23 protein-coding genes are annotated in these 26835 nt (G+C 69.9%); 17 read left to right on the top strand and 6 right to left on the bottom strand.

Annotated elements, in window-relative coordinates; all coding sequences use genetic code 11:
- Positions 1–941 precede the first annotated feature (941 nt).
- The 8 genes from LR394_RS30115 to LR394_RS30080 are packed head-to-tail and all read left to right on the top strand — an operon-like array spanning position 942 to position 11763.
- Entirely contained in the window at positions 942–2648 is a 1707-nt protein-coding gene (locus tag LR394_RS30115; protein WP_231447970.1) for an ABC transporter substrate-binding protein, read from the top strand.
- A 1-nt stretch (position 2649) separates the two neighbouring features.
- Positions 2650–3612, top strand: a complete 963-nt coding sequence (locus LR394_RS30110; protein ID WP_231447969.1) for an ABC transporter permease — start codon at positions 2650–2652, stop codon at positions 3610–3612.
- A complete protein-coding gene (locus LR394_RS43310; protein WP_231447968.1) occupies positions 3609–4598 on the top strand; it encodes an ABC transporter permease in 990 nt (329 codons plus the stop codon). The genes LR394_RS30110 and LR394_RS43310 overlap by 4 nt, the downstream gene beginning before the upstream one ends.
- On the top strand, positions 4595–5410 hold the full coding sequence (locus LR394_RS30100) for an ABC transporter ATP-binding protein (protein WP_231447967.1): 816 nt from the start codon (positions 4595–4597) through the stop codon (positions 5408–5410). Before LR394_RS43310 ends, LR394_RS30100 begins: the two co-directional genes overlap by 4 nt.
- A complete protein-coding gene (locus LR394_RS30095; protein WP_231447966.1) occupies positions 5407–6246 on the top strand; it encodes an ATP-binding cassette domain-containing protein in 840 nt (279 codons plus the stop codon). The genes LR394_RS30100 and LR394_RS30095 overlap by 4 nt, the downstream gene beginning before the upstream one ends.
- The gene (locus LR394_RS30090; RefSeq protein WP_231447965.1) at positions 6243–7532 is read left to right on the top strand and encodes an alpha/beta fold hydrolase; all 1290 of its coding nucleotides are present in this window, start codon (positions 6243–6245) and stop codon (positions 7530–7532) included. Before LR394_RS30095 ends, LR394_RS30090 begins: the two co-directional genes overlap by 4 nt.
- Complete coding sequence (locus LR394_RS30085) at positions 7529–9055, top strand: aminopeptidase P family protein (RefSeq protein ID WP_231447964.1); 1527 nt, start codon at positions 7529–7531, stop codon at positions 9053–9055. Before LR394_RS30090 ends, LR394_RS30085 begins: the two co-directional genes overlap by 4 nt.
- Positions 9052–11763, top strand: coding sequence for a beta-L-arabinofuranosidase domain-containing protein (locus tag LR394_RS30080; protein WP_231447963.1), 2712 nt, complete (start codon positions 9052–9054; stop codon positions 11761–11763). The genes LR394_RS30085 and LR394_RS30080 overlap by 4 nt, the downstream gene beginning before the upstream one ends.
- Before the next feature lies 1 nt (position 11764).
- On the opposite strand, the gene LR394_RS30075 is transcribed toward LR394_RS30080, so the two are convergent.
- Genes LR394_RS30075 through LR394_RS30065 form a run of 3 tightly spaced genes read right to left on the bottom strand, consistent with a single transcriptional unit; the run spans position 11765 to position 15037 of the window.
- A complete protein-coding gene (locus tag LR394_RS30075) occupies positions 11765–12286 on the bottom strand; it encodes an AAA family ATPase (protein WP_231447962.1) in 522 nt (173 codons plus the stop codon).
- Positions 12261–12878: a hypothetical protein gene (locus LR394_RS30070; RefSeq protein ID WP_231447961.1), complete on the bottom strand. Its 618-nt coding sequence runs from the start codon at positions 12876–12878 to the stop codon at positions 12261–12263. Before LR394_RS30070 ends, LR394_RS30075 begins: the two co-directional genes overlap by 26 nt.
- On the bottom strand, positions 12875–15037 hold the full coding sequence (locus tag LR394_RS30065) for an MMPL family transporter (protein WP_231447960.1): 2163 nt from the start codon (positions 15035–15037) through the stop codon (positions 12875–12877). Before LR394_RS30065 ends, LR394_RS30070 begins: the two co-directional genes overlap by 4 nt.
- A gap of 167 nt (positions 15038–15204) precedes the next feature.
- Here LR394_RS30065 and LR394_RS30060 point away from each other — a divergent pair, with 167 nt between their 5' ends.
- Both LR394_RS30060 and LR394_RS30055 read left to right on the top strand, forming a co-directional pair.
- Positions 15205–15903 carry a response regulator transcription factor gene (locus LR394_RS30060; RefSeq protein ID WP_231447959.1) on the top strand — a complete coding sequence of 233 codons (699 nt, stop codon included), beginning with the start codon at positions 15205–15207 and terminating at the stop codon, positions 15901–15903.
- Positions 15904–15905: 2 nt separating this feature from the next.
- The gene (locus tag LR394_RS30055) at positions 15906–17327 is read left to right on the top strand and encodes a sensor histidine kinase (protein ID WP_231447958.1); all 1422 of its coding nucleotides are present in this window, start codon (positions 15906–15908) and stop codon (positions 17325–17327) included.
- Here the strand turns inward: LR394_RS30055 and LR394_RS30050 are convergent.
- The gene (locus LR394_RS30050; RefSeq protein WP_231447957.1) at positions 17305–18276 is read right to left on the bottom strand and encodes an MBL fold metallo-hydrolase; all 972 of its coding nucleotides are present in this window, start codon (positions 18274–18276) and stop codon (positions 17305–17307) included. The genes LR394_RS30055 and LR394_RS30050 overlap by 23 nt on opposite strands.
- A gap of 165 nt (positions 18277–18441) precedes the next feature.
- On the opposite strand from LR394_RS30050, the gene LR394_RS30045 reads away from it, so the two are divergent.
- Genes LR394_RS30045 through LR394_RS30025 form a run of 5 tightly spaced genes read left to right on the top strand, consistent with a single transcriptional unit; the run spans position 18442 to position 22517 of the window.
- Positions 18442–18987, top strand: a complete 546-nt coding sequence (locus tag LR394_RS30045) for an RNA polymerase sigma factor (RefSeq protein WP_231447956.1) — start codon at positions 18442–18444, stop codon at positions 18985–18987.
- Positions 18984–19775, top strand: a complete 792-nt coding sequence (locus LR394_RS30040; RefSeq protein ID WP_231447955.1) for a hypothetical protein — start codon at positions 18984–18986, stop codon at positions 19773–19775. The genes LR394_RS30045 and LR394_RS30040 overlap by 4 nt, the downstream gene beginning before the upstream one ends.
- Entirely contained in the window at positions 19775–20572 is a 798-nt protein-coding gene (locus tag LR394_RS30035; protein WP_231447954.1) for an ATP-binding cassette domain-containing protein, read from the top strand. The genes LR394_RS30040 and LR394_RS30035 overlap by 1 nt, the downstream gene beginning before the upstream one ends.
- Positions 20569–21927: a hypothetical protein gene (locus LR394_RS30030; RefSeq protein ID WP_231448043.1), complete on the top strand. Its 1359-nt coding sequence runs from the start codon at positions 20569–20571 to the stop codon at positions 21925–21927. The genes LR394_RS30035 and LR394_RS30030 overlap by 4 nt, the downstream gene beginning before the upstream one ends.
- The gene (locus tag LR394_RS30025) at positions 21924–22517 is read left to right on the top strand and encodes a hypothetical protein (protein ID WP_231447953.1); all 594 of its coding nucleotides are present in this window, start codon (positions 21924–21926) and stop codon (positions 22515–22517) included. Before LR394_RS30030 ends, LR394_RS30025 begins: the two co-directional genes overlap by 4 nt.
- Before the next feature lie 4 nt (positions 22518–22521).
- Here the strand turns inward: LR394_RS30025 and LR394_RS30020 are convergent, their stop codons facing one another.
- The gene (locus LR394_RS30020; protein ID WP_269330022.1) at positions 22522–22932 is read right to left on the bottom strand and encodes a MarR family winged helix-turn-helix transcriptional regulator; all 411 of its coding nucleotides are present in this window, start codon (positions 22930–22932) and stop codon (positions 22522–22524) included.
- Positions 22933–23127: 195 nt separating this feature from the next.
- Between LR394_RS30020 and LR394_RS30015 the strand changes: the two genes are divergently transcribed.
- Both LR394_RS30015 and LR394_RS30010 read left to right on the top strand, forming a co-directional pair.
- The gene (locus LR394_RS30015; protein WP_231447951.1) at positions 23128–24600 is read left to right on the top strand and encodes an MFS transporter; all 1473 of its coding nucleotides are present in this window, start codon (positions 23128–23130) and stop codon (positions 24598–24600) included.
- 107 nt (positions 24601–24707) lie between these two features.
- Positions 24708–25178 (top strand): hypothetical protein, encoded by a 471-nt coding sequence (locus LR394_RS30010; RefSeq protein WP_231447950.1) that lies wholly within the window; start codon positions 24708–24710, stop codon positions 25176–25178.
- A 3-nt stretch (positions 25179–25181) separates the two neighbouring features.
- On the opposite strand, the gene LR394_RS30005 is transcribed toward LR394_RS30010, so the two are convergent.
- Positions 25182–26801 (bottom strand): hypothetical protein, encoded by a 1620-nt coding sequence (locus LR394_RS30005; RefSeq protein WP_231447949.1) that lies wholly within the window; start codon positions 26799–26801, stop codon positions 25182–25184.
- Positions 26802–26835 lie beyond the last annotated feature (34 nt).

Raw genomic sequence — 26835 nt, 5'->3', positions numbered from 1 at the left:
CGCCAATCCGCCGCCCCCGCCGGGCCCTCGCATCAAATTGCAGCTACGGCAGGCTGCTACGCCAGGCCATTCGCACCGGGTCGCGACCCATGCCAAGCCGTCGCCACGCCGAGCTCGCCGCATCAGACTGCAGCTATGCCGGGCTGCTGCGCCAGGCCACCCGCACCGGGTCGCAACCCATGCCGAGCCGTCGCTACGCCGGGCCCGCCGCATCAGACTGCAGCTATGCCGGGCTGCTGCGCCAGGCCACCCACGCCAGGTCGCGACCCAATGCCAAGCGGCCACGCCGAGCTGCGGCTCGGACCGCCATCCACATCAAACTGCCGCCATGCCCGGCCACCGACGCCGAATTGCCACATCAAGCCACGACACAGGCCGCTTCACTCAACTGCAGGCCCCACCGGCTGCCTCGCCCAACCGCGTGCCCAGCGCTCCGCCCAGCCGCCTCGCTGGCCGGCCGCCTCGCCTGGCTGAAAGGTGCTGCTCACCATCGCTGGGCGGAAGTGTTACGGCGCGGTTGCCGGGCTTGAGCGCTTAAGTAGGAGGGCCCGGCTCATCGTTGCGGTGGGTTACTCAGAAACCTGCTGCAGTGACCACATTTCGCGGCGCCCTGACGAAAATGTGCCATCCGTCGAAACAAACATTGCCGGCTTGTAACTAGTTGGTCCTGGACCCTTCACCTATGAGGTGTGACATATTACTGTTCCTGCAGGTGGCCGGGACCGCAGCAGCGGATCGGCACCCGTCGCCCGGTGACCGGGTGAGCCAGGACAGGGATGTCTCCGTGCTGGTCCACGTGGTCGCCGCGACGCCCCGCCAGCCTGCCCCGATGGCGCGGGCATCTGCTTTAGAGAACGTTTTTCGCTGATCCAGACCAGCGCGGACCGTTGAGGCCGAGGATTCAGGCCCGGTCCGCGCGGCATCCCGGAAGGCAGGACCTCGTGAAGAGAAGCGCACCCCCGGTGGCGATGGGTGGCCTGATGATGGCCTCGGTCCTGGCCCTGTCGGCCTGCTCGGGCGGTTCGTCCGGCGGCGGCAGCACCAGCGGCGCCGGCGGTGAGGCCCCGGTCAAGGGCGGGACCGTCGAGGTGCTGCAGACCTCGGACTTCTCCTACCTGGACCCGACGCGCGGCTGGGACGGTGGGGTCAACTCCTTCTACCGGCTGGTCTACCGCACCCTGGTGGCGAAGGCCCCGAACGACGCGGCCGACCCCAACGCGATGGTGCCGGACCTGGCCGAGTCGCTGGGACAGGCCTCGGAGGACGGCCTGACCTGGACGTACAAGATCAAGCAGGGCGTCAAGTTCGACACCGGCGCCCCGATCACCTCCAAGGACGTCAAGTTCGGCATCAGCCGCAGCTGGGACCCGGAGATCGGGATCGGCTCGCCGTACATGAAGCAGCTGATCGACGCGCCGGACGACTACGAGGGCCCCTACAAGTCCGGTGACCTCGAAACCATCGAGACCCCGGACGACCAGACCATCGTCTTCCATCTGAAGGCGCCGTTCCCGGAGTTCGACGCGGCCCTGTCGCAGCCCAGCGCCACCCCGTTCCCGGAGGGCACCGGCGAGGGCGACGAGTTCATCAACGACATCGTCGCCTCCGGCCCGTACGACCTGGAGAAGTTCACCCCCGGCAGCCTGGTGCAGCTCAAGCGCAACGCGGAGTGGGACGAGAGCACCGACGAGATCCGTAAGGCCTACCCGGACGCCTGGAAGTTCACCATCGGGGTGGACGGCGCCACCATCGACGAGCGGCTGATCGCCCAGCAGGGCTCCGACATCAACACGATGACCAGCGCCCCGACCCTGCAGACCGCCACGATCGCCCGGGTGCAGACCCCGCAGCTGCAGGAACGGCTGATCAAGAACCCGTCGACCTGCCTGACCTACATGGGGATGAACACCACCAAGGCGCCGCTGGACGACGTGAAGGTGCGTCAGGCGATCGAGTTCGCGGTGAACAAGAGCAGCGTGCTGAACGCCACCGGCGGCACCCAGTTCGCCACCATGGCCAGCACGATCATCCCCTCCACGGTCTCCGGCCACACCGGCTTCGACCTGTACCCGAGTGCGGACGGCAGCGGTGACGTGGAGAAGGCCAAGGCCCTGCTGGCCGAGGCCGGCCAGGCCGACGGCTTCGAGCTGACCCTGGACATCCGGGCCACCCCGGCCATGCAGCGTCAGGGTGAGGCCGTGCAGGAGTCGCTGGCCCGGGTCGGGATCGACGTGAAGCTCAACGTGATCGACACGTCCACCTACTACGAGACCATCGGCACCACCTCGCAGCAGAACGACATGGCGATCACCGGCTGGTGCCCGGACTGGAACTCCAGCGCCTCGACCTTCATCCCGCCGCTGTTCGACGGCCGCAACATCTACGACAAGGGCAACTCCAACCTGGCCCAGCTGAACGACGAGGCGGTCAACAAGGCGATCGACGCGGCCAAGGCCGAGACCGACGTGGAGGCCGCCAACGCCGCCTGGGGTGCGCTGGACGAGCAGATCATGCAGCTGGCCCCGATCGTGCCGCTGAACGTGGAGAACCGGCTCTACCTGCCGGGCGAGAACGTGGGCGGGGTGATCACCCCCAGCGGTGACATCGACTACACGATCATCGGGCTGAAGGACCCCTCGAAGAGCTGACATGACCATCCCTTCAACCGGTCTGCAGGTGCCGGCGGAGTCCCCGAACGAGGGGGACTCCGCCGGCACCACCCCGCCGGCACGCTGGAGCGTGCTGCGGAACCTGCTGCGCGACTGGGCCGCCCTGGCCTGCCTGGGCTACGTCGGCCTGATCGTGCTGATGGCGGTGTTCGCCCCGCTGATCGTGAAGGTCAGCGGCTGGGGCCCGTACGAGTTCGACCAGAGCGCGATCGACCCGAACATGGGCGGCATCCCGCTGGGCAGCTGGGGCGGCATCTCCGGCGAGCACTGGCTCGGCGTGGAACCCGGCTCCGGTCGCGACATCTTCGCCCGGATCGTCTACGGTGCTCGTTCCTCGCTGCTGATCGCGCTCAGTGCGACGCTGCTGACCAGCCTTCTCGGCGTGGTCTTCGGGCTGCTGGCGGGCTATTTCGGTGGCCGCACCGACATGGTGATCTCGCGGGTGATGGAGTTCCTGATGGCCTTCCCCGCGCTGATCTTCATGATCGCGGTGCTCTCGGCGCTGCCCGCCGACGACCGGGCCTACCTGCTGGTCCTGGTGATCTCGGTGTTCGGCTGGCCGTACCTGGCCCGGATCGTGCGGGGCCAGACGATGTCGCTCAAGCAGCGTGAGTTCGTCGAGGCGGCAGTGGCTTCCGGCGCATCGCGGCGAACCGTGGTGTTCACCGAGATCCTGCCCAACCTGCGTTCCACCATCCTGGTGATGGTGACCCTGGCGGTGCCCGGCTACATCGGCACCGAGGCCGGCCTGTCGTTCCTCGGTGTGGGTGTGGTGCCGCCCACCCCGTCCTGGGGTCAGATGATCGCCAGCTCGGTGAGCTGGTACGCGGTGGTTCCCACCTACTTCCTGGTGCCGGGAACCTTCCTGGCCCTGCTCGTCCTTTCGTTCATGGTTCTGGGTGACCGGATCCGTGCCGCAGTCGACCCGGGAGGCCGTTCGTGACCCGGTTCGTGGTCAACCGTGTGGCCGGCATGCTGCTGGTCCTGTTCCTGGTCTGCCTGTTCACCTACATGGTGTTCTTCCTGCTCTCGCCCGACCCGGCGGTGCAGATCTGCGGAAAGAACTGCACGCCGGAGCGGATCGACCAGATCCGCGAGAACCTCGGCCTGACAGATCCTTTCCTCACTCAGTTCTGGAACTTCCTGTCCGGCCTGTTCGCCGGGCGTACCTACGGCGGCGGGATCGAGTGCGCGGCGCCCTGCCTGGGCTACTCGTTCCAGACCTCGCAGCTGGTCACCGACATGATCGTGCAGCGCCTGCCGGTCACCGCGGTGGTGGCGATCGGGGCGGCCGTGCTGTGGCTGCTGATGGGCGTGATCGGCGGCCTGCTGAGCGCGGTGCAGGAGGGTAAGTTCGCCGACAAGTTCATCGCCGGGCTGACTCTCGGTGGGATGTCGGTGCCGAACTACGTGCTGGCGCTGGCCCTGCAGTACGTCTTCGTGGTCTGGCTGCAGGTGCTGCCGTTCTCGCAGGCGGTACCGTTCGCCGACGACCCGGTGCAGTGGTTCCTGAACTTCATCCTGCCCTGGTCGGTGCTGGCGATCGGCTACGCGGCGAGCTACACGCGCCTCACCCGGGCCAACGTGATCGACACGCTGAACGAGAACTTCGTGCGCACCGCCAAAGCCAAGGGATTGCGCCCGGATCTGGTCTGGCGCCGGCACGCGTTGCGCCCGGCCCTGACCCCGATCGTCACCATCGCCGGGATGGACTTCGCCGGCCTGCTGGGAGGCGCGCTGATCACCGAGACGGTGTTCGGGATCAACGGCGTGGGCAAGCTCGCGGCCGACTCGATCACCAAGAACGACCAGCCGGTGATCATGGGCGTGACCCTGCTGGCGGCGTTCTTCGTGGTGGTCGGCAACATGGTGGTGGACCTGCTGTACTCGGTGATCGACCCTCGGGTGAAGGCGGGTGCCCCGGCATGAGCCAGCTGCTGAAGGCGAACGGGCTGAGCGTGAGCTTCGGCGCCGCCAAGGTGGTCGACGAGATCAGCTTCGGGGTGCCGCGCGGTGGCACCCTGGGCATCGTCGGCGAGAGCGGATCCGGCAAATCGATGACCAGCCTGGCCATCATGGGTCTGCTGCCCAAGGGCGGAAAACGCGAAGGAAGCCTCGATTTCGACGGCACGGAACTGACCGCGCTGTCCGAACCGCAGATGCGGGCGGTGCGTGGTGACCGGATCGCGATGGTGTTCCAGGATCCGCTGTCCTCGCTGAACCCGTACTACACGGTGGGCACGCAGATCGCCGAGGCCTACCGGTCGCACCGCTCCGGGGTCAGCCGCAAAGCCGCCAAGCAGGCGGCGATCGAGGCGATGGAACGGGTGCACATCCGCGAGGCCGGGCGGCGGGTGGACGACTACCCGCACCAGTTCTCCGGCGGTATGCGCCAGCGCGTGATGATCGCGATGGCGCTGAGCACCGACCCGGAACTGATCATCGCCGACGAGCCGACCACGGCGCTGGACGTGACCGTGCAGGCGCAGATCCTGGAACTGCTGGCCGAGGTGCAGCGCGACACCGGCGCGGCGCTGATCCTGATCACCCATGACCTGGCCGTGGTCAGTGAGGTGGCCGACGAGCTGATCGTGATGCGGCACGGCAAGGTGGTGGAGACCGGCAGCGCCGAGCAGATCTTCTCCGACCCGCAGCACTCCTACACCCAGGCGCTGCTCGACGCCGTGCCCCGGATCGACGACTCGATCGGCGAACTGCGAACCACCGGAGGCAAGGCATGAGCGCGCTGCTGAAGGCCACCGACCTGGTCAAGGAGTTCCCGGTGGCCGGCACGGCCGGGCTGTTCACCCCGGCCAAGAAGTTCACCGCGGTGGACCAGGTCTCGTTCGAGCTGCAGGCCGGGCAGACCCTGGCCCTGGTCGGCGAGTCCGGCTCGGGCAAGTCCACCACCGCGCGGCTGGCCTCCCGGCTGATCGACGTCACCTCCGGCACCGTGCACCTGGACGGCCAGGACATCACCTCGCTGCAGGGCGCGGACCTGCTGGAGGTACGCCGTCAGGTGCAGGTGGTCTTCCAGGACCCGTTCTCCTCGCTCAACCCCCGGCACAAGATCACCCAGATCATCACCGCGCCGCTGCGCTACCAGAAGCGGCCGATGCCCGGCGGCGCCCGCAAGGTGGCGCAGGGCCTGATGGAGCGGGTCGGCCTGAACCCCGAGCACGTCGACCGCTTCCCCTCGCAGTTCTCCGGCGGTCAGGCCCAGCGGATCGGGATCGCCCGGGCCCTGGCCGTGGGCCCGCGGGTGCTGGTCTGCGACGAGGCGGTCTCGGCGCTGGACGTGTCGGTGCAGGCCGCGATCATCAACCTGCTGCGCGATCTGCAGCGCGAAGAGGGCTTCGGCTGCCTGTTCATCGCCCACGACCTGGCCGTGGTCCGGCAGATCGCCACCCGGGTGGCGGTGATGACGGCCGGTCAGGTGGTCGAGACGGGTGAACGTGACGAGGTGTTCGACCACCCGCAGCACGAGTACACCCGCAAGTTGCTGGCCGCGGTGCCCCGGATCCGCCCGGAGTGGGAAGCGGCGCGGCGGCGTAATGCTGAGAAAGTGAAGTCATGAACGTTGTCGAATACCCGATCCCGGGCGCCTGGGTGCGTGAGTTCCGGGTCGAGGTCCCGCTGGACTGGTCCAACCCCTCCGGTCCGGCGATCGAAGTCTTCGTGCGCGAGCTGGCCGACCCGGAACGCCGCCACGACGACCTGCCCCTGCTCACCTTCCTGCAGGGCGGCCCGGGTGGCGCCAACCCCCGGCCCGCGCCGCTGGGGGGCTGGCTGGCCGAGGCGCTGCCGCACTACCGCGTGGTCATGGTCGATCAACGGGGGACGGGTGGCAGCTCACCGGTGGACGGTGGGGTGATCAGTACTTTCCCCGACGGCCGGGCGGCCGCGGACTACCTGCTGAACTTCCGGGCCGACTCGATCGTGCGCGATCTGGAGCATGTCCGGAAAACCGCCTATGACGGCCGGAAATGGGCCACTCTCGCGCAGAGCTTCGGCGGCTGGATCACCCTGACCTACCTGTCGCTGGCGCCCGAGGCACTCAAGGCCTGCTACGTCTGCGGCGGCATTCCGGGCACTCCGCCGGATCCCGACGAGGTCTATCGGCGCACCTTCACCCGTGCGGCGGACAAGACGGCGGACTTCTACCGGCGCTATCCCCAGGACGTGGACACCGTCGGCCGGATCGCCGACCTGCTCGGCTCGGGGGAGATCAAACTTGCGGACGGTTCGCCGCTTTCGGCCCGGAGGTTCCAGAGCCTGGGTGGAGACCTGGGTTTCGGACCTGGCCATCTGCGGTTGCATTGGCTGGTCTCGGAAGGACTACGAACGGACGGCCGACTCACCGACGGCTTCCTGGAGCAGGTTCTGGTGAAGTCGTCCACCGCCGGAAACCCGCTGTTCTGGACGCTGCAGGAATCGATCTACGGGCACGAGGGGAACGGGCCGTTCCGCTGGTCCGCGCAACGCGAACGTGAGCGCCGTCCCGAGTTCGGCGAGGACCAGCGTCCCCTGCTGTTCACCTCGGAAATGGCCTTCCCGTGGATGTTCGAGGAGTTCACGGCGTTGCGTCCGTTCAAGGCAGCAATGGACGTTCTGGCTGAGCAGGCGGTCTGGTCGCCTCTGTACGACCTGGAGCGGCTGGCGGGCAACGAAGTTCCGCTCGCAGCAGCGGTTTACCACGATGATCTGTTCGTGGACGAGGGATTGCAGCGGGACACGCTCTCTCGCCTGGGGAACGCGCAGGCCTGGGTGACGAACGAGTTCGAGCACGACGGGATCGGCAGCGGGCGCACGTTCGGCCGGCTGCGGGAGATGGTGCGCGACCGAGGAGGAGAGCTTCGATGAACCCGAACAGCACGCCGGCAACACCGGACGGGACAGACGTGATGGGCGCGGAGAGCGCCACTCCCACGGCGCCGACCGGGGGCGCTACGCCCACCTCCCCGGCCACCACTCCGACCGGCGATAACAGGCCGTCGCAAGAAATAGACGGTGCTCGACCGGCCCCGGCCGACCGTCGCCCGCGCTGGATCGGCACCCGGCCGCCCCGTCTGGGCGAGGTGAGCACCGGCTTCCAGCAGTGGATTGCGCAAGGCTGGGGCGAGCGCGACGTTGCCGCCCCCGTCGATGCCGCCGCCGCTCAGGCGGCCGCCGACCACCGGGCCCGGCTGAGCGCGGCCATGCCCGGCCAGACCATCGTGCTGGAAGCCGGCCAGGCGCCCAACCGCAACGGTGACGCCGACTACGCCTTCCGCGCCGACAGCGACTTCGTCTGGGCCACCTCGTGCCAGACCGAAGGCGCCGTGCTGGTGATGACGCCGCGCGAGGGTGGGCACGAGTCCGTCCTGTACATCCCTCCGCCGGCCGGCCCCAGCGAGAAGAACTTCTACGCCAGCGCCACCCACGGCGAACTCTGGGTGGGCCCGTCCGCCGGGGTGGACGCCTGGTCCCGAGCGCTGGACCTGCCCGTGCGCCCGGTGGCCGACATCCACAAGCCCGCGCCGTCCGACGGACTGGCCGAGATCGTCTCCAATCTGCGCATGATCAAGGACGACTGGGAACTCGCCCAGCTCCGTGAGGCGATCGACGCCACGGTCGGCGGATTCGAGGCCGTCGCGGCCGAGATCCCGCGCGCCTCGGCCGAAGGCCTGGGCGAACGCTGGCTGCAGGGCACGTTCGACCGGTACGCCCGCACGTTCGGCAACGGACCGGGCTACGCCACCATCGTCGGCTCCGGCCCGCACGCCCCGATCCTGCACTGGGTGCGCTGCGACGGCCCGATCCTGCCCGGCGAGACACTGCTGCTGGACATGGGGGTGGAGGCCCGCTCGCTGTACACCGCCGACGTCACCCGCACGCTGCCCGTCGGCGGGGCGTTCACCGAGGTCCAGCGCAAGGTGCACGATCTGGTCGAGGCCTCGCACCGGGCCGGCATGGCCCAGGTCCGGGCCGGGAACCAGTACTCCGACTTCCATTTCGCCTCGCTCGAGGTCCTGGCCGAAGGCCTGCACGACTGGGGTCTGCTGCCGGTCTCGGTCGACGAGGCGCTGGCCCCGGAAGGGCAGCAGCATCGCCGGTACATCGTCTGCGGCATCGGCCACCACCTCGGCCTGGACGTGCACGACTGCGGCAACTCGGCCTACGAGCAGTACGCCGGCGCCACCATGCAGGCCGACATGGTGATGACGGTCGAGCCCGGTCTGTACTTCCACGCCCACGACGAGACCGTGCCGCCGGAACTGCGCGGGATCGGCGTGCGGATCGAGGACGACCTGCTGGTCACCGAAAACGGCCACGAGGTGCTCTCCGGGGCGCTGCCGATCGACGCCGCCGGACTCGAACGCTGGACCCAGGAGAAAACGCGTTGACGCTCGCCCAGCCCTTCCCGCTCTCCGACGTCACCCTGCTCGACGGCGTGCAGTCGCGCGCCCAGGACCAGATGCTCCACCTGGCCCGGGTCTACCCGGTGGACCGGGCGCTCGCGGTGTTCCGGGCCAACGCCGGTCTGGACACCAAGGGCGCTGTGCCGCCGGGTAACTGGGAAGATTTCGGTCACCCGGACGAACAGCCTTGGTCCGGTGCCGACTACCCGGGCGCCGGGGTCGCGCCCACCGCCAGCCTGTTGCGTGGGCACTACGCCGGGCACTTCCTGTCCATGCTCGCCCTGGCCTACGCCTCGACGGGGGAGGAGGTGTTCCGGCAGAAGTCGGACGAGATGGTTGCCGGTCTGGCCGAGGTTCAGGCTGCGCTGGCCGAGACCAAGCGGTTCACCCATCCGGGATTCCTCGCTGCGTACGGGGAATGGCAGTTCGACCGGCTGGAGGGCATGGCGCCCTACGGGGAGATCTGGGCGCCCTGGTACACCTGTCACAAGATCATGGCCGGGCTGCTCGACGCCTACGAGCACACCGGTTCGCAGCAGGCCCTCGACGTGGTCACCGCGATGGGGCACTGGACGGCCGCCCGGATGCAGCGGGTGGAACGTGAGCAGCTGCAGCGAATGTGGTCGCTCTACATCGCCGGTGAGTACGGCGGGATGAACGAGAGCATGGTGGCGCTGTACCGGATCACCGGCGAGAAGTCCTTCCTGGAGGCTGCTTCCGCCTTCGAGATGGACAGCCTGCTGGACGCGGGTGCGGCCGGGCAGGACATTCTCGACGGGATGCACGCCAACCAGCACCTGCCCATGCTGGTCGGGCATCTGGGGCAGTACGAGGCCACTGGTGAATCCCGCTACCTCGAGGCCGTGCTCAACCTCTGGGACCAGGTCGTGCCCGGCCGCACGTTCGCGCACGGCGGTACCGGCGAGGGCGAACTCTGGGGTCCGGCCGAGGCCGTGTCCCGCTTCATCGGCCGCCGCAACGCCGAGACCTGTGCCACGTACAACCTGCTCAAGATCGGCCGTGGCCTGTTCGCCCACACCCTGGACGTGCGCTACGCCGACTACGCCGAGCGCGCCTGGCTGAATCACATCGTGGGCTCGCGGGCCGACGTCAGCTCGGACGTCGATCCCGAGGTCGTGTACATGTACCCGGTCGACCCGGGTGCGGTCCGTGAGTACGGCAACGTCGGAACCTGCTGCGGCGGAACCGGCCTGGAAAGCCATGTCAAGCACCAGGAATCGGTGTTCTTCCAGGCGCCGGGTGAGCTGTTCGTGCTGCAGTACATCCCCTCGCAGGTGAAGTGGGCCGATGGCACGGTCACCTTGGAAACCCGTTATCCGCGGGAGGGTCAGGTCGCGCTGAAGCTCGACGTGGCGGGTACGTACGCGGTGCACGTGCGGATCCCGAGCTGGGCCCGGGGTTCGGAGCTGGTCACGGTGAACGACCACGAGATCGAGCTCGAACAACAGCATCCGGGGTTCGTCACGATCCGGCGTGAGTTCGCGGCCGGTGACTGCATCATCATCGAGATGCCGCTGAAACTGCGGCTGGTCCCGACGACGGACGACCCCACCCTGGCCAGTCTGGAACTCGGCCCGACGGTGCTGATGGCCCGCGACGACGCCACCACCACCCGCACGGTGGCCCCGGCCGCGTTCCGCCTTCTCGACGGCACGCTGAGCGGATTCCAGCCGGACGGCGACCTGGTCAACGCCCTGGGGCACACGTTCGAGCCGGCCTGGTCGGGCGGTGATCACCGCTACCACCTGTACGTCCGGATCGAGGACGAGCGGATCGCCTTCCTGGGTGAGGGCGGCGACAGTGGGGTGCCCGACCGCAAGGATCAGGACGGCTGGTCGTTCCTGACCGGCTTGTGGTCGAACGGTGGCTACTCCCGTACGCAGGACTTCCTGGCTGCGGTTCACCACAATGCCGTCCAGGCAGCCAAAGCCGGGCTGTTGAGCCGATCCGAGACCATCAGCGTCCTCAATTCTGCGGCCGCCAGCACGCTCGACAACCCAGCTGTTGCGCGCCGCGGGACCACCGACTGGGAGTTGCCGGCCGGTCACACCTGGACCGAGCGTCCCGAAGCTTCGGGTCCGGGGTTCCAGATGTTCCGGTCTGCGGAATCCGTTGAGGACGTGGTGGTCTGGGAGCTGCCTGCGGACGTCGGTTCCGAGCATGCGGCGCCGGTGATCCGGGTGGACGTGGCGGGGGAGCGGGCCTCGTCGGGCTGGTACACCAGCGCGCCTTCGGTTTCGGTCGCCGTGGTTTCGCCGGGCCCGGGTATTGCTTCGGTCGAGATCGCCACCCAGGACGAGTGGACGCCCGTCTCGGGCTCTCTCGCCCTGGAGACCGACGGGCGTTATCGGGTGCGGGCCCGGGCCACCGATGCCACCGGCCGGACCGTGCACGCGGTGCGCGAGATCGACGTGGACACCACGGCGCCGGTGCCGACCGTCCGCGTCCGTTCGCTCGGATCCAGCAGCGTAGAGGTGACTCTCGACGCCAAGGACGACGTCTCCGGCCTGGACCGGATCCAGTGGCGCACCGAGGAGACGTTCCTGGGCGTGTACCAGGAGCCGTTCACCCGGGCGCTGCGCGAAGAACCGCAGATCCTGGAGTACACGGCCACCGACCGGGCCGGTAACCGTACTCCGATGCAGACGGTGAAACTGCCTGCGCTGGGCTGACTTACCGCGTCAGCGTGGGTGCGGGATCCTCCGGGTCCCGCACCCACGCTGTCAGCCGGCCCAGATCGACCGGTCCGGTCGTGTCCACCCGCAGCACTTTCCCCAGATCCAGCGGGGCACCGCGGGCGGCCCAGTCCCTCCACTCCTCGGTCATGTCCCGCTCGTCCTGGTGCACGCGGTGGCGAGTGCGATCGCGATACCGCTGCTGAGCCACGTCGATCGGGACGTCGCACCAGATCTCCAGCACCGTTCGGGCCTCAGACCTGGTGATCCCGGCCCGGGCGAATTCCCGGTCGCGGGGCCGGAACCACCAGGACTCGACGATGACCGGCCCGGTGAGCCCTTCGGCCAGCGACCAGATCGTGTCCATCGCGATCCGGCCGAGCAGGGCCCGGGGCGCGGCCGGGCCGACGAGGTCGGCCAGGCTCTCCTTGAACCGGTCCTTGGCGAGAACCGGGATGTCCAGGCACCGGCCCAAGGAGGTGGCCAGGGTGGTCTTACCCGAGCCCGGGAGTCCGTTCACCATCACGACTGCACTGGCCATGGCCCGTGACCTTATCGATCGCGACCGTCACGGCGAGACCGTCCGAGGTGGCCGACACCTTTTCCAAGGAGACGCCTTCCGGTAGTTCGGGGTCGAAGGTCCGGGGCTCGAGGGCGTCTTGCTCGCCGGTGAGCCGCTGCAGCAGCGCCGCCTGCACCTGCCGGTCGCCGATGACCAGGCTCTGGGGCGTGAGGACCAGGCTGGAGCCGTCAGTGGTCAAGTCCAGCAGGACTTTCAGCGGTCGGCCGAGCATCTGCTCCTGCAGGGTGATGGTGAGCAGGCCGTCCTGTTCGCCGAGGGTGGCGCCGGAGAGGGCCTGCACCTGAGCGCCGATCCGCTCCGCGACGGAGTCGTAGTCGAAGGTCAGGGTGACCGGGCCGAGTCCGCCGGTGGCCAGCTCGAGCAGGACCGGGGTGTGGCCCAGCGAGACCTCGGGGGTGGCCGCGCCGTCGGCTGCGCAACTCAGGGCCTCGGTTATCCGGCTGCGCACCTGATGGGCCACCACGAACTCGGCGGTGATGAGCGCGATCAGCATCACCAGCGTGGCGGCCGCGATCACTCGGAGTTTCACGTGATGGTCATTGCGGTCGGCTGCTCGGCCGGGGCGCTGGGAAGCTTGGCGCCTTCCACGTCGAGGTCCGGCAGCAGACGCTCCAGCCAGGCCGGGAGCCACCAGGCCCGGCGGCCCAGGAGCGTGAGCACGGCCGGGACCAGCGTCATCCGGACCACGAAGGCGTCCACCAGAACACCGGCGGCCAGGGCGAAGGCGATGCTCATGATCGTCGGGTTGTCGCTCAGGGTGAAACTGGCGAAGACCCCGATCATGATCAGCGCGGCGGCGATCACCACCCGGCCGGCCAGCCGGGCGCCGGTGAACACCGCGTCCTGGGGGTCACCGGTGTGCACGTAGTGCTCGCGCATGCCGGAGACGAGAAAGACCTCGTAGTCCATGGCCAGCCCGAACAGCACCGACATCAGCACGATCGGCATGAAGCTGATCATCGGACCGGCTTCCTCCACGCCGAACAGGTCCAGGGCCCAGCCCCACTGGAACACCGCGACGGTCAGGCCGAGGGCGGCGCCGATCGAGAGCAGGTAGCCCAGGGTGGCCTTCACCGGCACCGCGATCGAGCGGAACACCATCATCAGCAGGATCAGCGACAGCCCGGCCACCACGACGCCGTAGGGCACCAGCGCGTCCGCGAGCTTCTCGGACAGGTCGATCTGGATCGCGGTCTGGCCGGTGACCTGGGTCGGGGTTCCGGTGTCGGCCAGAATCTGCGGCTCGGCGGCCCGGATCTCGGTGACCAGGTCGGCGGTGGCCGCATCCCGGGGGCCGGTGGTGGGCACGACCTGCACCACGGCCACCGAGCCGTCCTCGGCCACGGCGCCCGGTACCGCCTGGGCGACGCCCGGCAGGGCCTGCAGGTGTTCGGCGACGGCCTGGGCCGAGCGCTGGGGTTCGTCGTGGCCCTGGGTGTCGGCGACCACCATCAGCGGGCCGTTGGCGCCGGGGCCGAACTTCTCCTCGACGATGTCGTAGGTCTTGCGTTCGGTGCTCTCGGCCGCGGCGGTGGAGTTGTCCGGCAGAGCCAGTTCCAGATCGGCAGCCGGCACGGCCAGGAAGGCCAGGGCTGCGATGCCGGCGACGACGGTGAGCCAGGGGCGGCGGGAAGCCCCCTTGACCCAGCGTTCGCTCGCATTGGTGGTTTCCGGGCGACGCTGCTGGGGGCGCAGGCGTTCCCCGCAGTAGGCGAGCAGGGCCGGTACCAGGGTGAGGGCGACCAGGACGGCGACGGTCACGGCCGCCGCGGCGCTCAGGCCCATCACGGTCAGCATCGGCACGCCGGCCACGGCCAGACCCAGCAGCGCGATGACCACGGTGGCGCCGGCGAAGAGCACGGCGCTGCCGGCGGTGCCGTTGGCCCGGGCCACCGACTCCGCGACCGGCATGCCCTCGGCCAGCTGCCGGCGGTGCCGGGAGACCAGGAACAGGGCGTAGTCCAGGCCGACGGCCAGGCCCAGCATCAGCGACAGGGTGGGGGCGGTGGAGGAGATGGTGAACGCGTGCGAGGCGGCCATCAGCCCGGCCATCCCGATCCCGACCCCGATCAGCGCGGTGATCAGCGGGATCCCCGCAGCGAGCATCGAGCCGAAGGTGACCAGCAGGATCAGCACGGCCACGCCGACCCCGATCAGCTCGGTCGCGTGCACGCCACCGGGCAGGTCGGAATACGCCTGACCACCGGTCTCGACGCTCAGACCGGCCTGGCGCGCCACCTCGACCCCGGCCTCCAGCTCGGACAACGCGTCCGACTCCAGCTCCGCGTTCTCGACCGGGTAGGAGACGCTGGCCAGGGCGGTGCTGCCGTCTGGCGAGACGGTGCCGGTCTCGAAGGGATTGCTCACCGCGGCCACCTGAGGAGCCTCGGCGGCCGCGGCCAGCGCCTGCTGGATCGGCTGCTGGTACTGCTGATCGGTGATCCGGGCGCCGTCCGGCGCCTGGAAAACCAGCTGGGCGCTGGTACCGGCGGCCGCGGGGATCGCCCCGCCGAGATCGTCCATTGCTTGTTGGGAACCGGAACCGGGCAGCGAGAACTCGTCGTCGAGATTCGGGCCGAGTTTCCCGGCCGTACCCACCACCGCCAGCAGCACGAGCAGCCAGCCGGTCAGGACCAGCAGCCGGCGCCGGTAGGAGAACCGGCCGAGACGGTACAGAGCGGATGCCATGTCAACCCTCGGGATCAGGGACCGGACGGCTCTCGCCCGGTCGGATCCCTATGCCAGCGAGCCCAGCCGACGGCTTCACCTCGCGGAACCTGACGGTCAGCTGACGGTTCGTCCCGGAAAGCCCCGCAGAACCGGAGCCCGGCCCGGCGGATGGCAGGATGACCGGGGTGATCAGGCCGGACCGAATTCTTGTGGTGGACGACGACCCGGGCATCCGCGATCTGCTCGGCTCGGCCCTGGAGTTCTCCGGGTTCCGGGTGACGGCAGTGGCCGATGTGGCCGAGGCGCTCCGGCAGATCCCCGACGGCGAGTTCGACGCCCTGGTGCTGGACGTGATGCTGCCCGGCACGGACGGGTTCGACCTGGTGCAGCTGCTGCGCTCGCGGGGTGAGCAGGTGCCGGTGCTGCTGCTGACCGCCCGGGACGCGGTCGAGGACCGGGTGCGGGGGCTGCGTCTGGGCGCGGACGACTACGTGACCAAGCCGTTCAGCGTGGTCGAGGTGGCGGCCCGGCTGGAGGCCCTGCTGCGCCGCGCCCGCCCGGCCGACGAGCCGGCCGAGGACGAAGGGGTGCTGCGGGTGGCCGATCTGGAGCTGAACGAGGCGGTGCACAGCGTGACCCGCGGCGGCCAGGCGGTGCAGCTGTCGCCCACCGAGTTCCGGCTGCTGCGGTACCTGATGCTGAATGCCGGCCGGGTGGTGTCCAAAGCCCAGATCCTGCAGCAGGTCTGGCAGTACGACTTCGGCGGCGACGCGAGTGTGGTGGAGCGCTTCGTGAGCAACCTGCGGCGCAAGCTCGACGACGGGCGCGAGCCGTTGATCCACACCGTGCGCGGGTTCGGCTACTCGATCCGGGCCCCGCATTGAGGATGCTGGCGGCGCACCGGCCGCGCAGCATCCGCCTGCGCCTGATCGCCTCCGTGCTCGCGGTCCTCACGCTGGTCCTGGCCGGGTCGGCGGGGGCGGTGACCTGGTCGCTCAGCACCTTTCTGGAGGACCGGGTGAGCGAGCGGCTGGAGAGCGTGCGCGATCAGATCCAGCAGGCGGTCGCCCTGAACGTGGCCAACCAGGGCGGGCTGGAGGTCGGGATCGAGCGGCTGGAACCGCTGCTGGGCGAGCGCACCGGGCTGATCCTGGTGCTGGACGGGCAGCCGGGGTTCTCGATGAACCTGCCCATCGTCTCCACCGGGCAGGCGGTGCGGGAGTCCGGGCGGGCGCCGGGCGAGGTGGTGTTCGTGGACGGGCCCTCGGCCGCGATCACGGTGCCGACCAAGGGCCTGCGGATCGCCCTGGAGACCGGGACCGAGCCGGTGGAGGTGGATTCGGTGGTGCTGGTGGTCTCCCGCAGCGACGACCTGGAGACGCTGAACCGGCTGGTCCGGATCGGGGTGCTGGTCGGGGTGCTGGCCCTGGGCCTGCTGGCGGTGCTGACCGCGGTGGTGGTGCGGGCCGGGCTGCGGCCGCTGACCGAGCTCGCCGACGCGGTGCAGGCGGTGGGCCGGGGGGAGCGCGGGCCCTCCTCGATCGCTCTGCAGGGCAGTACGGAGACCGGTCAGGTGGCCGCGGCCGTGCGCGAGGCGTTCACCGCGCGGGCCCGGGCCGAGGACCGGCTGCGCTCGTTTGTCGCCGACGCCTCCCACGAGTTGCGCACCCCGCTGACCAAGATCGGCGGCTGGGTGGACCTGTACCTGCAGGGCGGGCTGCGCGGGGAAGAGGGCACCCAGGCGGCGATGGAGAAGGTCGAGGCCGAGGTGGGGCGGATGGGCCTGCTGGTGGAGGAGCTGTCGCTGCTGGCCCGGCTGGACGCGCAGGTGCCGCTGGACCTGGTCGAGCTCGACCTCGGGCCGCTGGTGCGGGAAGTGCTGGACGATGCCCAGGTGGTCTCGGCGCAGCGGGACTTCACGTTCCACGAGCCCGCTGCGCCGGTACGGGTCCGGGGCGACGCCGAGCGGCTGCGCCGGGTGCTGCGCAACCTGGTGGGCAACGCCGTGCAGCACACCCGGGCCGACGCCGCGGTCGAGGTGACGCTCCGGACCCAGGAGCAGACGGTGCTGATCTCGGTCCGCGACCACGGCGACGGCATCCCGGCCGAGCAACTGCCCAAGCTGTTCGAGCGGTTCTGGCGGGCCGAGGAGAGCCGCAGCCGGGCCCAGGGCGGCTCCGGCCTCGGCCTGGCCATCGTCGAGGCGGTGGTGGTGGCGCACGGCGGTACGGTGAGCGCCACCTCGCAGACCGGGGCCGGGCCGGATCAGGGCACGAACGTGACGATCAGCCTGCCCCGCCTGGAGTGATCACGTCGAGGTCGTGGCCGACGTGGACGGGGCCGTCGAACCCGTTCTGCGCCTTGGCTTTCCAGCTGGCATCGGGCACGTTCGGGGTGCCCGGGGCCAGGTGGGAGAGCACGAGCTGCCGCACCCCGGCCGCGGCCGCGACCTGGCCGACCCGCTTGACGTCGGTGTGGCTCTCGGTCAGGTGGGCGATCTGCTCCGGGCTCAGGTCCGGGTCCAGGGCCATCACCTCCAGGTCGATCACCTCGTGCACGAGCACGTCGGCGCCCTGGGCCAGCCGGATCAGGTTGGCCGAGACCGTGGTGTCGCCGCTGATCACCACCGAACCCTTGGCGGTGTCGAACCGGAACCCGAACGAGGGGGTCACCGGCGGATGGTCCACCAGGACCGCGCTGACCCGGACCCGTTCGTCCTTCATCACCTCGAACGGCTCCTGGCCGTCGAGGACCTCGATGTCGTGCGGTACCAGCATCTGGCGGATGTCCGGCCAGCCCTCGTCCCGGGTGCGCAGATTGATGTCGTAGGCGGCGGCCTGGATCGCGCTCGCGAAGAAGTCGCTGATACCCGGCGTGGGGTTGCCGGGATTCACCAGCGGCGGCGGATCCTCGACGCGTCCTTCGGGAAGCCAGCCGGCCCGGCCGGGACCGTAGACGTGCAGGGGCAGGCCCAGCGGGTTCACTCCACCGAACCGCAGCCAGGGCAGGGCGAAGGCATCGGCCAGATGATCCGAGTGCAGATGGGTGACGAAGGCGGCGGGGATGCGCTCGGGTGACAGGTCGGTGGCGCCCAGCTGGTCGAACGCGCCGTGCCCGAGGTCGACCAGGTACGTGTAGCCGTCCACGACGACGGCGGTGCAGATGCCGCTGCGGCCGGGGAACGGCACGGGCCCGCCGGAGGTGCCCAGGAGCACGACGTGGGTGCCGGTCTGAGGGACAGAGGTCTTGGCGAACATCGGGACGGCGTCCTTTCGGCTGGACTCTTATCGACGTCCTCAGCCTCGGGAGACGACCTTCGCGTTGCGCCCCGGAGCGCCTGACGGTTACCTGACGGGCGTTTGTGGCGGCGATCACTTGAATCCGGTGGTCCGGTCCGGGGTCGCCCCAGCGATCAGCAGGTTGTGAAGGAGAGCAGGCTGGACGAGGAGCGGCTGTTGCGGCTCGTGGCGCGCGGCGATGCCGACGCGTTCGACGAGCTGTACCGCCGCAATGCGCCCTGGCTGGCCGTGCGCCTGCGGCGTCGCTGTCCGGACGACGGGATCGTCGCCGAAGTTCTGCAGGACACATTCGTCACGGTTTGGCGGGCGGCCGGCTCGTTCTCGGACCTGCACCCGCGCGGTAGCGCGGCGGGCTGGTTGTGGACGATCGCCGCGCGCCGCCTGGTGGATGCGTTGCGCAGGCAGGCCCGGCGGCCGGAGGTACCGACCGACGATCTGCCGGCCGTCAGTACTCCGGCGGCCGAGGACGAGGCACTGTCGGCCACCGTGGGCCATGAGGTCGGGGCCGCGTTGTCCCGGCTGGCCCCGGAGCTGCAGGACGTGATCCGGTCGATGGTTCTGGACGGGCTGACCGTGCGCGAGACGTCGATTCTGCTCGGGGTGCCGGAAGGCACGGTGAAAAGGCGGGCCCGGCAGGCCCGGCAGTCGTTACGGGAGGCGCTCGGATGAGCAGTCATGTCACCGCTCAGGAGATGGCCGCGTACGTCGACGGCGGCACCGGGGTGGACTTCTGGGCGCTGGAGGTGCACCTGGAGAAGTGCGCCGGGTGCCGGGACGATCTGGCGAAAGCGGCTGCTCCGAGCCTGGATCCGCTGCTCAGCGGTGCCCACACGGCAATTCGGGCGCAAGTGGCCACCGGCCCGGCTCCGGTGCCGCGGCGCCGGGTTCGGGTGCTGGCCCAACGATGGACGGTGTGGTCGCTGATGCCCTGGACCCTCACCACCGCGGTGGCTCTGGTGGCGGCGACGGTGCTGGATCAGGCCTTTCCGCTGCGTCCCTCGCTGGTGCTGCTGCTGGCGCCGGTGGCTCCGCTGAGCGGCTTGGCCGCGGCCTGGTCGGCGCGGGCCGATCCGGCCTGGGAAACCATCTCGGGTACAGCCCGTTTCGGCCTGGAACTGCTGCTCGGCCGGACCCTGGTGGTGCTGGCCACGGTGGTGGCGTTCCTCGGCCTGACCGGGCTGTACCTGGGCCGCTCGCCGGTGATGTGGCTGCTGCCCTGCCTGGCCTTCACCTCGGCCACGCTGCTGCTGGGCGGTTTCGTCGGGGTGGAGCGGGCGGCACTGGGCCTGGGGCTGGGCTGGCTGGCGGTCGTGGTGGCGCCGGCGTTGGTCACCGCTCAGCTGCCGGTGCTGGTCGGGGGTTCCTCGGCGGCTCTGATCTGGGGCCTGACGGCGCTCGGCCTGGGCGCGGCTGCTCTTCTTCGCGCGAGTGATCACCAACAATCGAGAGGCCAGTGATGCGCGCGATCCGGGCGGACGAGCTGCAACCCACGACGAACCCGTGGGCGATCGAGAGCCAGGACCTGAAGGTCAGGGCGGGCAAGTATCTGGCCGTGCGGGGTCTGAGCCTGAACCTGGGCAGCGGGGTGCACGGGCTGCTGGGGCCCAACGGCGCGGGCAAGACCACCTTGATGCGCACCCTGGCAACGGTGATCAAGCCGCACCAGGGCCAGTTGCGGTTGCTGGGGACGGCGGCGGACGACCGGCGGGGTCTGCGCCCGTTGCGCCGGCGGCTGGGTTATCTGCCGCAGAACTTCGGCTACTACCCGAAGTTCACTGTGCGCGACTACGTGGAGTACCTGGCCTGGCTGCGGGAGATGCCTGCGGCGGCGGTGCCGGGGGCGGCGCAGCGGGTGATCGAGCGGGTCGGGCTGGCCGACCGGGCCGACGCCAAGCTGAAGTCGTTGTCCGGCGGGATGTTGCGCCGGGCCGGGGTGGCCCAGGCGATCGTGAACGATCCGGATCTGCTGCTGCTCGACGAGCCGACGGTGGGCCTGGACCCGGAGCAGCGGGTGCAGTTCCGGGAGCTGCTGCGCGAGATCGGCCAGGACAGCTGTGTGCTGGTCTCGACCCACCTGGTCGAGGACGTGGTGGCGGCCTGTTCCGATGTGCTGGTGATGGATCAGGGGCTGCTGGTCTTCCAGGGCCGGCCCGCCGATCTGGTCGACCGGGGCCGCCATCCCGACGGGGTGGGGGACAGCCCGGCCGAGCGTGGTTACTCGGCGCTGCTGCGTCAGCACCGGAGCGCCTCATGATCCGGGTGCTGCGGATCGAGTTGCGTCGTTCCAACGTGCCCGTGGTGGCGCTGAGCGTCTTCCTGGTGAGCGCGCTCGTCCTGGGTCTGACTTTTCGGGAGTGGCTGCGCGACTGGTCGCAACTGGCTGAGATGACCGAGCAGGCAGTGGGTCTGACCGCCGCGCTGGCGGCCGCCGGTGGTGCGGTCCTGGGCCGTCGGGAGAAGCGTTCCCGGGCCGACGAGCTGTTCGCCGGCACCGGACGTCCGGCCTGGCAGAAAGTCGCGCCGACCGCGGGTGCCCTGAGCATCGGGCTGGTGGCGGTCCAGGGTTTGATCCTGGCGGCGGCGCTGGTGCTGGTGCGGGTGAACGCGAGCTACCAGAGCTATTCGGCGGTATGGCAGCTCGGGCCCGATCTGGCGGTCCTGGCCGGGGCCGGTCTGCTCGGGCTGGCGGCCGGTAGGGCCTGGTCCTCGGCGTTCGTGGCGCCGGGGCTGGCGGCCGGGCTGGTACTCGTCCAGGTGGTGTTCAGCGCCAGCGGGGTTCCGCACCCGCTGTCGTTCTTCAACAGCGGCGCCAGCACCTGGACCCGTCTGGCCGACGAGGTCGTGCTCGGCCGGGCCGCACTGGGAGCAGGCCTGCTGGTGGCCGGGATCCTGCTGGCCGCGTCCCGGAACTGGGCCGTGCGCGGGCTGGGGGCGGGTGCGCTGGTCGCCGGGGTGGCCGCAGCCCTGGTGATCACTCCGGTCCAGCGATTCGAGGTGGACCCGGCGGCCCGGCGCCTGGTGTGTTCGGAGGGTGCGCCGCAGGTGTGCGTCACCGCGGTCCACGCCTATGCGCTGGCGGACACCACCCGCCAGGCCCGCGAGGCTCTCGGGCACCTGTCCCAGCTCCCGGACGCCCCGCAGCGGGCGATCGAGCTGAACTACGACCCGGTGGCGGCCGGATTGACCGATACCAGCACCTCGACCCTGCCTTGGGACACCACACCCGACGTTGCGCCTGGGACCATGCAGTTCGAGCTGGTTCTCAAGGACGGGGCCGCCACGGATCCGGACCTGATGCGGAGCATGGTCAGCGGAGCCGGGGCCTCGCTGAACGGATGCCGGCTGGACGATCCGCGGCCGCTGGCGGTGGCCGGCGCCTGGCTGACCGACGCCCCCACCTTCGAGCCGATCTCGCCCTACCTGCGCGATATGCCGTTCCCGATCCCGACACCGCCTGAGGAGATGCAGGCGATCGGGGCGGCCGTGGCGAAACTCCGCGCCCTGCCGCACCAGCAGCAGGTCCAGCGGGTGAGCGAGTTCCGGGAAGCGCTGCGGGCCTGCCGCACCAAGGGCCTGATGGACATCCTGATCGCGCCGGGGCCGGCATGATCACCGGCTGGATCCCGCTCTACGTCCGCTCCCGGGGCGTGCTCCTGGCCCTGCTGGCCGCCCTGGCCGTGATCGCCGGGATCTGGCTTCTGGCCGCGGAGCACGGTGCGATCGACGAGCGCCTGGCCGTGATCACCACCGGCGCGGCGATGATGCTGGCCGGGCCCACGCTGGGCACGTTCGACCAGGCGCTGGAGTCGACCGCGGCGATGCCCTGGCCGCCGCGCCGGGCCCTGCACCTGATCCTGTTCGCCCTGCTGATCGCCGCCGTGCTGGCCGGGATCGGCTACGCGCCCGGATGGGTGGTGCTGCGCAACTGCCTGGGGCTGGCCGGGCTGGTCGGGATCGGGGCCGCGCTGGTCGGGGTGCGTTACGGCTGGGTGCCGGCGTTGCTGTGGACCGCCCCGCAGGCGCTCTTTCACAGTCAGGGCGGGCCGGTGCCCCAGCAGGTGCTGTTCTGGCTCGATCAACCGGCCGCCAGCACCGCGGCGATCGTCACCGCCGCCGTGCTGTTCGGTTTGGGTGTGTCGTTCTACGCCCGGCGGGGTGGCCCGCCGGTCAGCGCGGCCGAATCGGCGCTGCCCAGCTGAGGATTCAGTCCGGACGAGGCCAGACCCGCCCTGCGAGACGCTCTATGTCGGTGTTGAACCGCTGCAGGAACTGGGCGAAGGTGGCGATGTCCTCGTCCGGCCAGTCGGCCATCACCTTGTCCAGGCTGATCAGGATCTGGTCACGCTGGGCGTCCAGGGCCTCGGCCCCGGCCTCGGTGAGCACGAACTTGCGGGCGATCCCGCCGTCCGGGTCGGGGATCCGGTCCATCAGCCCGGCCCGCATCGCCGCCGCGGTCTGCCGGTTCAGGGTGGAGGCGTCGAGCCCGAGCACGTCGCTGAGCTCACCGATCGACATCGCCCCCTTGATCCGCAGCAGGCTGAGCAGGATGTAGGCGCTGCGGTCGAGCTGGTGCTTGCGGGCGTAGGACGACAGCGAGTGCCGGGCCAGGAGCATCTGCTCGTACTCGACCGCCGCTGAACGCCTCACGTGTGCTCCTTCTCGAGTGGATCAAAGGACGTCTGCACGCTGTCATTCTGTCAGCGCGCGGGTCCTTCGGTGGCATTGATTGTGCATCATGCACATGATGTGCGCTATACATGTGTAGTGCGTGATGCACGTCCGTGATCCGTCTCTTCATGGGAGTTCGGCTTGAGCACCCCTCAATCCCCCGCTCAACCTGCTGCTCGCACCGGTGCCGTCGTCGCCACCCTGGCCTTCGCCGGAACCACCGCCGCGATCATGCAGACCCTGGTAACGCCGCTCATCGCCGAGCTGCCGCAGATCCTCGACACCAGCGCCTCCAACTCCGCCTGGGTGATCACCGTCACCCTGCTCGTGGCCGCCGTGTGCGTGCCGATCGTCGGGCGCCTCGGCGACCTGGTGGGCAAGCGGCTGATGCTGCTGGCCTGCACCTTCCCGCTGATCGCGGGCTCTGTCGTGTGCGCCCTGGCCTCCTCCGTCGTCCCGATGATCGTGGGCCGCGGCCTGCAGGGCATGGGCATGGGGATGATCCCGCTGGGCATCGCCCTGCTGCGCGACGTCGTCCCGGCCGAGCGCCTCAGCGGCTCGATCGCCCTGGTCAGCGCCTCGATGGGAATCGGCGGCGGGCTCGGCCTGCCGATCGCCTCGGCGGTGGCGCAGTACGCCAACTGGCGCGTGCTGTTCTGGGGCTCGGCCGTGCTGGCCGCGATCATCATGGTCCTGGTCTGGCGCTTCATTCCGGCCACCCCGCCCGGTGCCAAGGGTCAGCGCTTCGACTTCCTGGGCGCGATCGGCCTGGCCATCGGCCTGGTCTGCCTGCTCCTGGGCATCTCCAAGGGTGCTGACTGGGGCTGGGGCTCGGCGACCACCGTCGGCCTGCTGGTCACCGCCGTGGCCGTGCTCCTGGCCTGGGGCTTCTACGAGACCCGGACCACCGAGCCGCTGGTCGACCTGCGTACCACCGCCCGCCCGCGGGTGCTGCTGACCAACGTCGCCTCGATCTTTATCGGGATCGGCATGTACGCCCAGATGCTGGTCTTCCCGCAGCTGCTGCAGCTGCCCGAGGCCACCGGCTACGGCCTGGGCCAGACCATGCTCGCCGCCGGTCTGTGGATGGCCCCGGCCGGCATCGTGATGATGGTGGTCTCGCCGATCGGCGGGAAGCTGATCGACCGTCGCGGCCCGAAGACGGCTCTGGTGCTGGGTGCGGTGATCCTGGCCGCCGGTTACGGGCTCACCCAGTTCCTGATGGGCTCGGCGCTCGGCCTGATGGTCTCCGGTCTGGTGATCAGCACCGGTGTGGCGTTCGCCTACGGTTCGATGCCGGCGCTGATCATGCGGGCCGTGCCGCAGTCGGAGACGGCTGCCGCCAACGGTTTCAACACGCTGATGCGCTCGCTCGGCACGACCATCGGGGCGGCCGTGATCGGGGTGGTGCTGGCCCAGATGACCACCTCGTTCGGCCCGGTGGCGCTGCCCTCGGAGGACGGCTTCCGGGTGGCTCTGCTGATCGGCGGGGCGGTGGCTCTGCTCTCGGCGATCGTCGCCGCGACCATCCCGTCCACCCCGGCCGGCCGGGGAAACGAGAGCGTCACCCTGTCGGTGAAGCCGGAAGATGCCGTGGCTGAGTCCAGTCACTGACCGGTTGATCGGTCGGATGGGGCAGAAGCCGTTCTTTGACGGTTTCTGCCCCATCTGCCCGCCTTAGCATCGAGGCAACTTGATGCGACCAGGCAGGGGAGCCGACGGTGGCGTTCGTGGAAACGGGCCGTAAGACGGCCGTGTTCGGCAAGGTCTTCGCCTGGGTGGCGGGTATCGCCAGCGCGGTGGTGGCGGCCTTCATCGTGGCCGAACTGGGATTCGAGAAGCCTCCCGAACCGCCGGAGGCGAACCGGGTGGGCACGTACTACGGCGAGGCCCAGAACGCCGGTCTGCGCGCGGGCGTCACCTTCGAGGTGCAGTCGGTGGAGGCGGACGGGGACGCCCTGGCCCGGATCGAGTGGGTCGCACCACTGAACGGCATGGGCTCCCTGAACGGTCAGATCAACGGCGAGGACGCCCGGTTCGAGGGCCAGGTGGCCAGCCTCAACGGCCCGTGGAACACGAAGCTCAGCTGTGACTTCCAGGACGCCGACCAGATCCGCTGCGACTACGGCCTCACCTCGGCCCTGGTGGACAACCGCGGCCCGCAGCAGGGCTCGTTCTCGGCCCGCCGCTGACCCTCAGTCCCCAGTGGCGAACTCGCTGCGCCGCTGGAGCAGGCTGCTCACCGACTGCTTGACGTCGATCTGGGCGAGGCCCACCACCTCACCGCTGCTGCGGTACGGCACCTCGTAACTCACCGCCGCGCCACCCAGTTCCAGGGAGCGCTCGTTGGCGCGGGCGTGCGCGTTGGCCAGAGCGGTCTGCATCGCCTGCGCGGTGCTCGTGGTGGAGCACGAGAGCGTCTTGGTGTCGTTCTGCTTGATCGACACGACCGCCGTGCAACGTCCGGCCTTGGCCCCGTCGTCGTTGATCCGGAAGGTCGCCCGCAGCGCCACCCGGCTGACCGCCGCGGCCGGGCCACCGGCGGCGGCGTTGACCGTGACCTGGGTGCTGAGCGTGCACTGGTCCGCGGTGCACTCGTGCTTCAGCTCCCCGGTGGTCACCGCCACCTGGGCGTCGAGCGCGTTCTTCAGCTGCCCGGTCTGGTCGATCAGCTCGTCGTAGGCCTCGCGCACCTGATCCGTGCTCAGTTCGCTCAGCGCAACCCCGTCGAACACCGACACCTGCGGCGCCGGCCCGGAGGTGGATTCTGAGTAGGACACCGGAGCCTGGTCCGACCGTTCCGAAGCGGGCGCCGGTTCACCCGTGAACAGCGTGGTCGGCAGGTGCAGCAGCCGATGCGGGCTGGAGCGGGTGACGTAGACGGGGCCGGCGGAGGTGCGGGCGATCAACGCGGGCGTGCCGTTCAGCATCTCCTCGGAAGAGCTGGGCGTGAAGCTGGTGCCCGGCTGGTTCAGCACCGCAAGGGTTCGCTCGGCCATGGCCTGGGGCGAGGCGGGGGCCAGATGGTCCAGGTCGAGGTCCGACAGATCGGCGCCGTCGATCTGGACCCAGCTGCGGGCCGGAACACCGGCCGGATCCAGATACGGCAGCACGTTCAGCACATCGGCCCGGGAGAGCCGGGCGAACGTGCCCTCGTCGGTACGGGCGATCGGGGTGTCCTCGTAGCCGAAGCTGCCGGTCAGGTCGCCGTCCCGGGTGATCCGGACATCGAGGACGCCGTCCCGGTAGCTGACCCCGGGTGCGTCCTGCAACGCTCGTACGGCCTCGAGGAAGGGCGCGGACAGTGCCGCCGGCTCCTGGTCGGAACCGCTGTCGTCGCGGCCCAGGAGCGCGAAGGCCAGGCCGGCGGCCAGAACCAGAACCAGCGCACCGGCCCCACCGGCCAGGGCCAGATTCCGGCGTCGGTGATGCGGGGCGGGCCGGGGCTTGCGGACGGGGAGCGGGCTTTCCCGCGTAGGGACGTCGGGGTCAGGCTCCAGCTCGAAGTTCGGCTGGAGTTCCGGCTCGGGTTTCGGCTTGATCGGCACTCCGGGAGCGAAGCGCTGACCTGGCTCGGCCGAGCCCATCGGCGGACGCCAGGGGGAGGTGTCGTTCCACTGCGAAAGCGGTCCGGTCTGCGCCAATTGGCCGATTTCGATGGCCGGGGGCGTCGGCAACATCGGGGTCGGACGGGTGACGGGGGCGGAGCTCGAGGAGGGCGGATCCCAGTGCAGGGAACGGTTCTCCTGGACGGTCTGGTTGCGCGGCTCGCCCGGTTCGGGGGCGGACGAGTCCTTCTGATTCACCAAAACCACGCACCTGAGCATCATCTGGGGCCAACATCGAAGA

It is taken from the genome of Kineosporia babensis (assembly GCF_021129305.1).
In the GTDB taxonomy this organism is placed as follows: domain Bacteria; phylum Actinomycetota; class Actinomycetes; order Actinomycetales; family Kineosporiaceae; genus Kineosporia; species Kineosporia babensis.
Note: the sequence above shows the minus strand (reverse complement) of the source record. Positions and strands in the feature narration are given on the sequence as shown.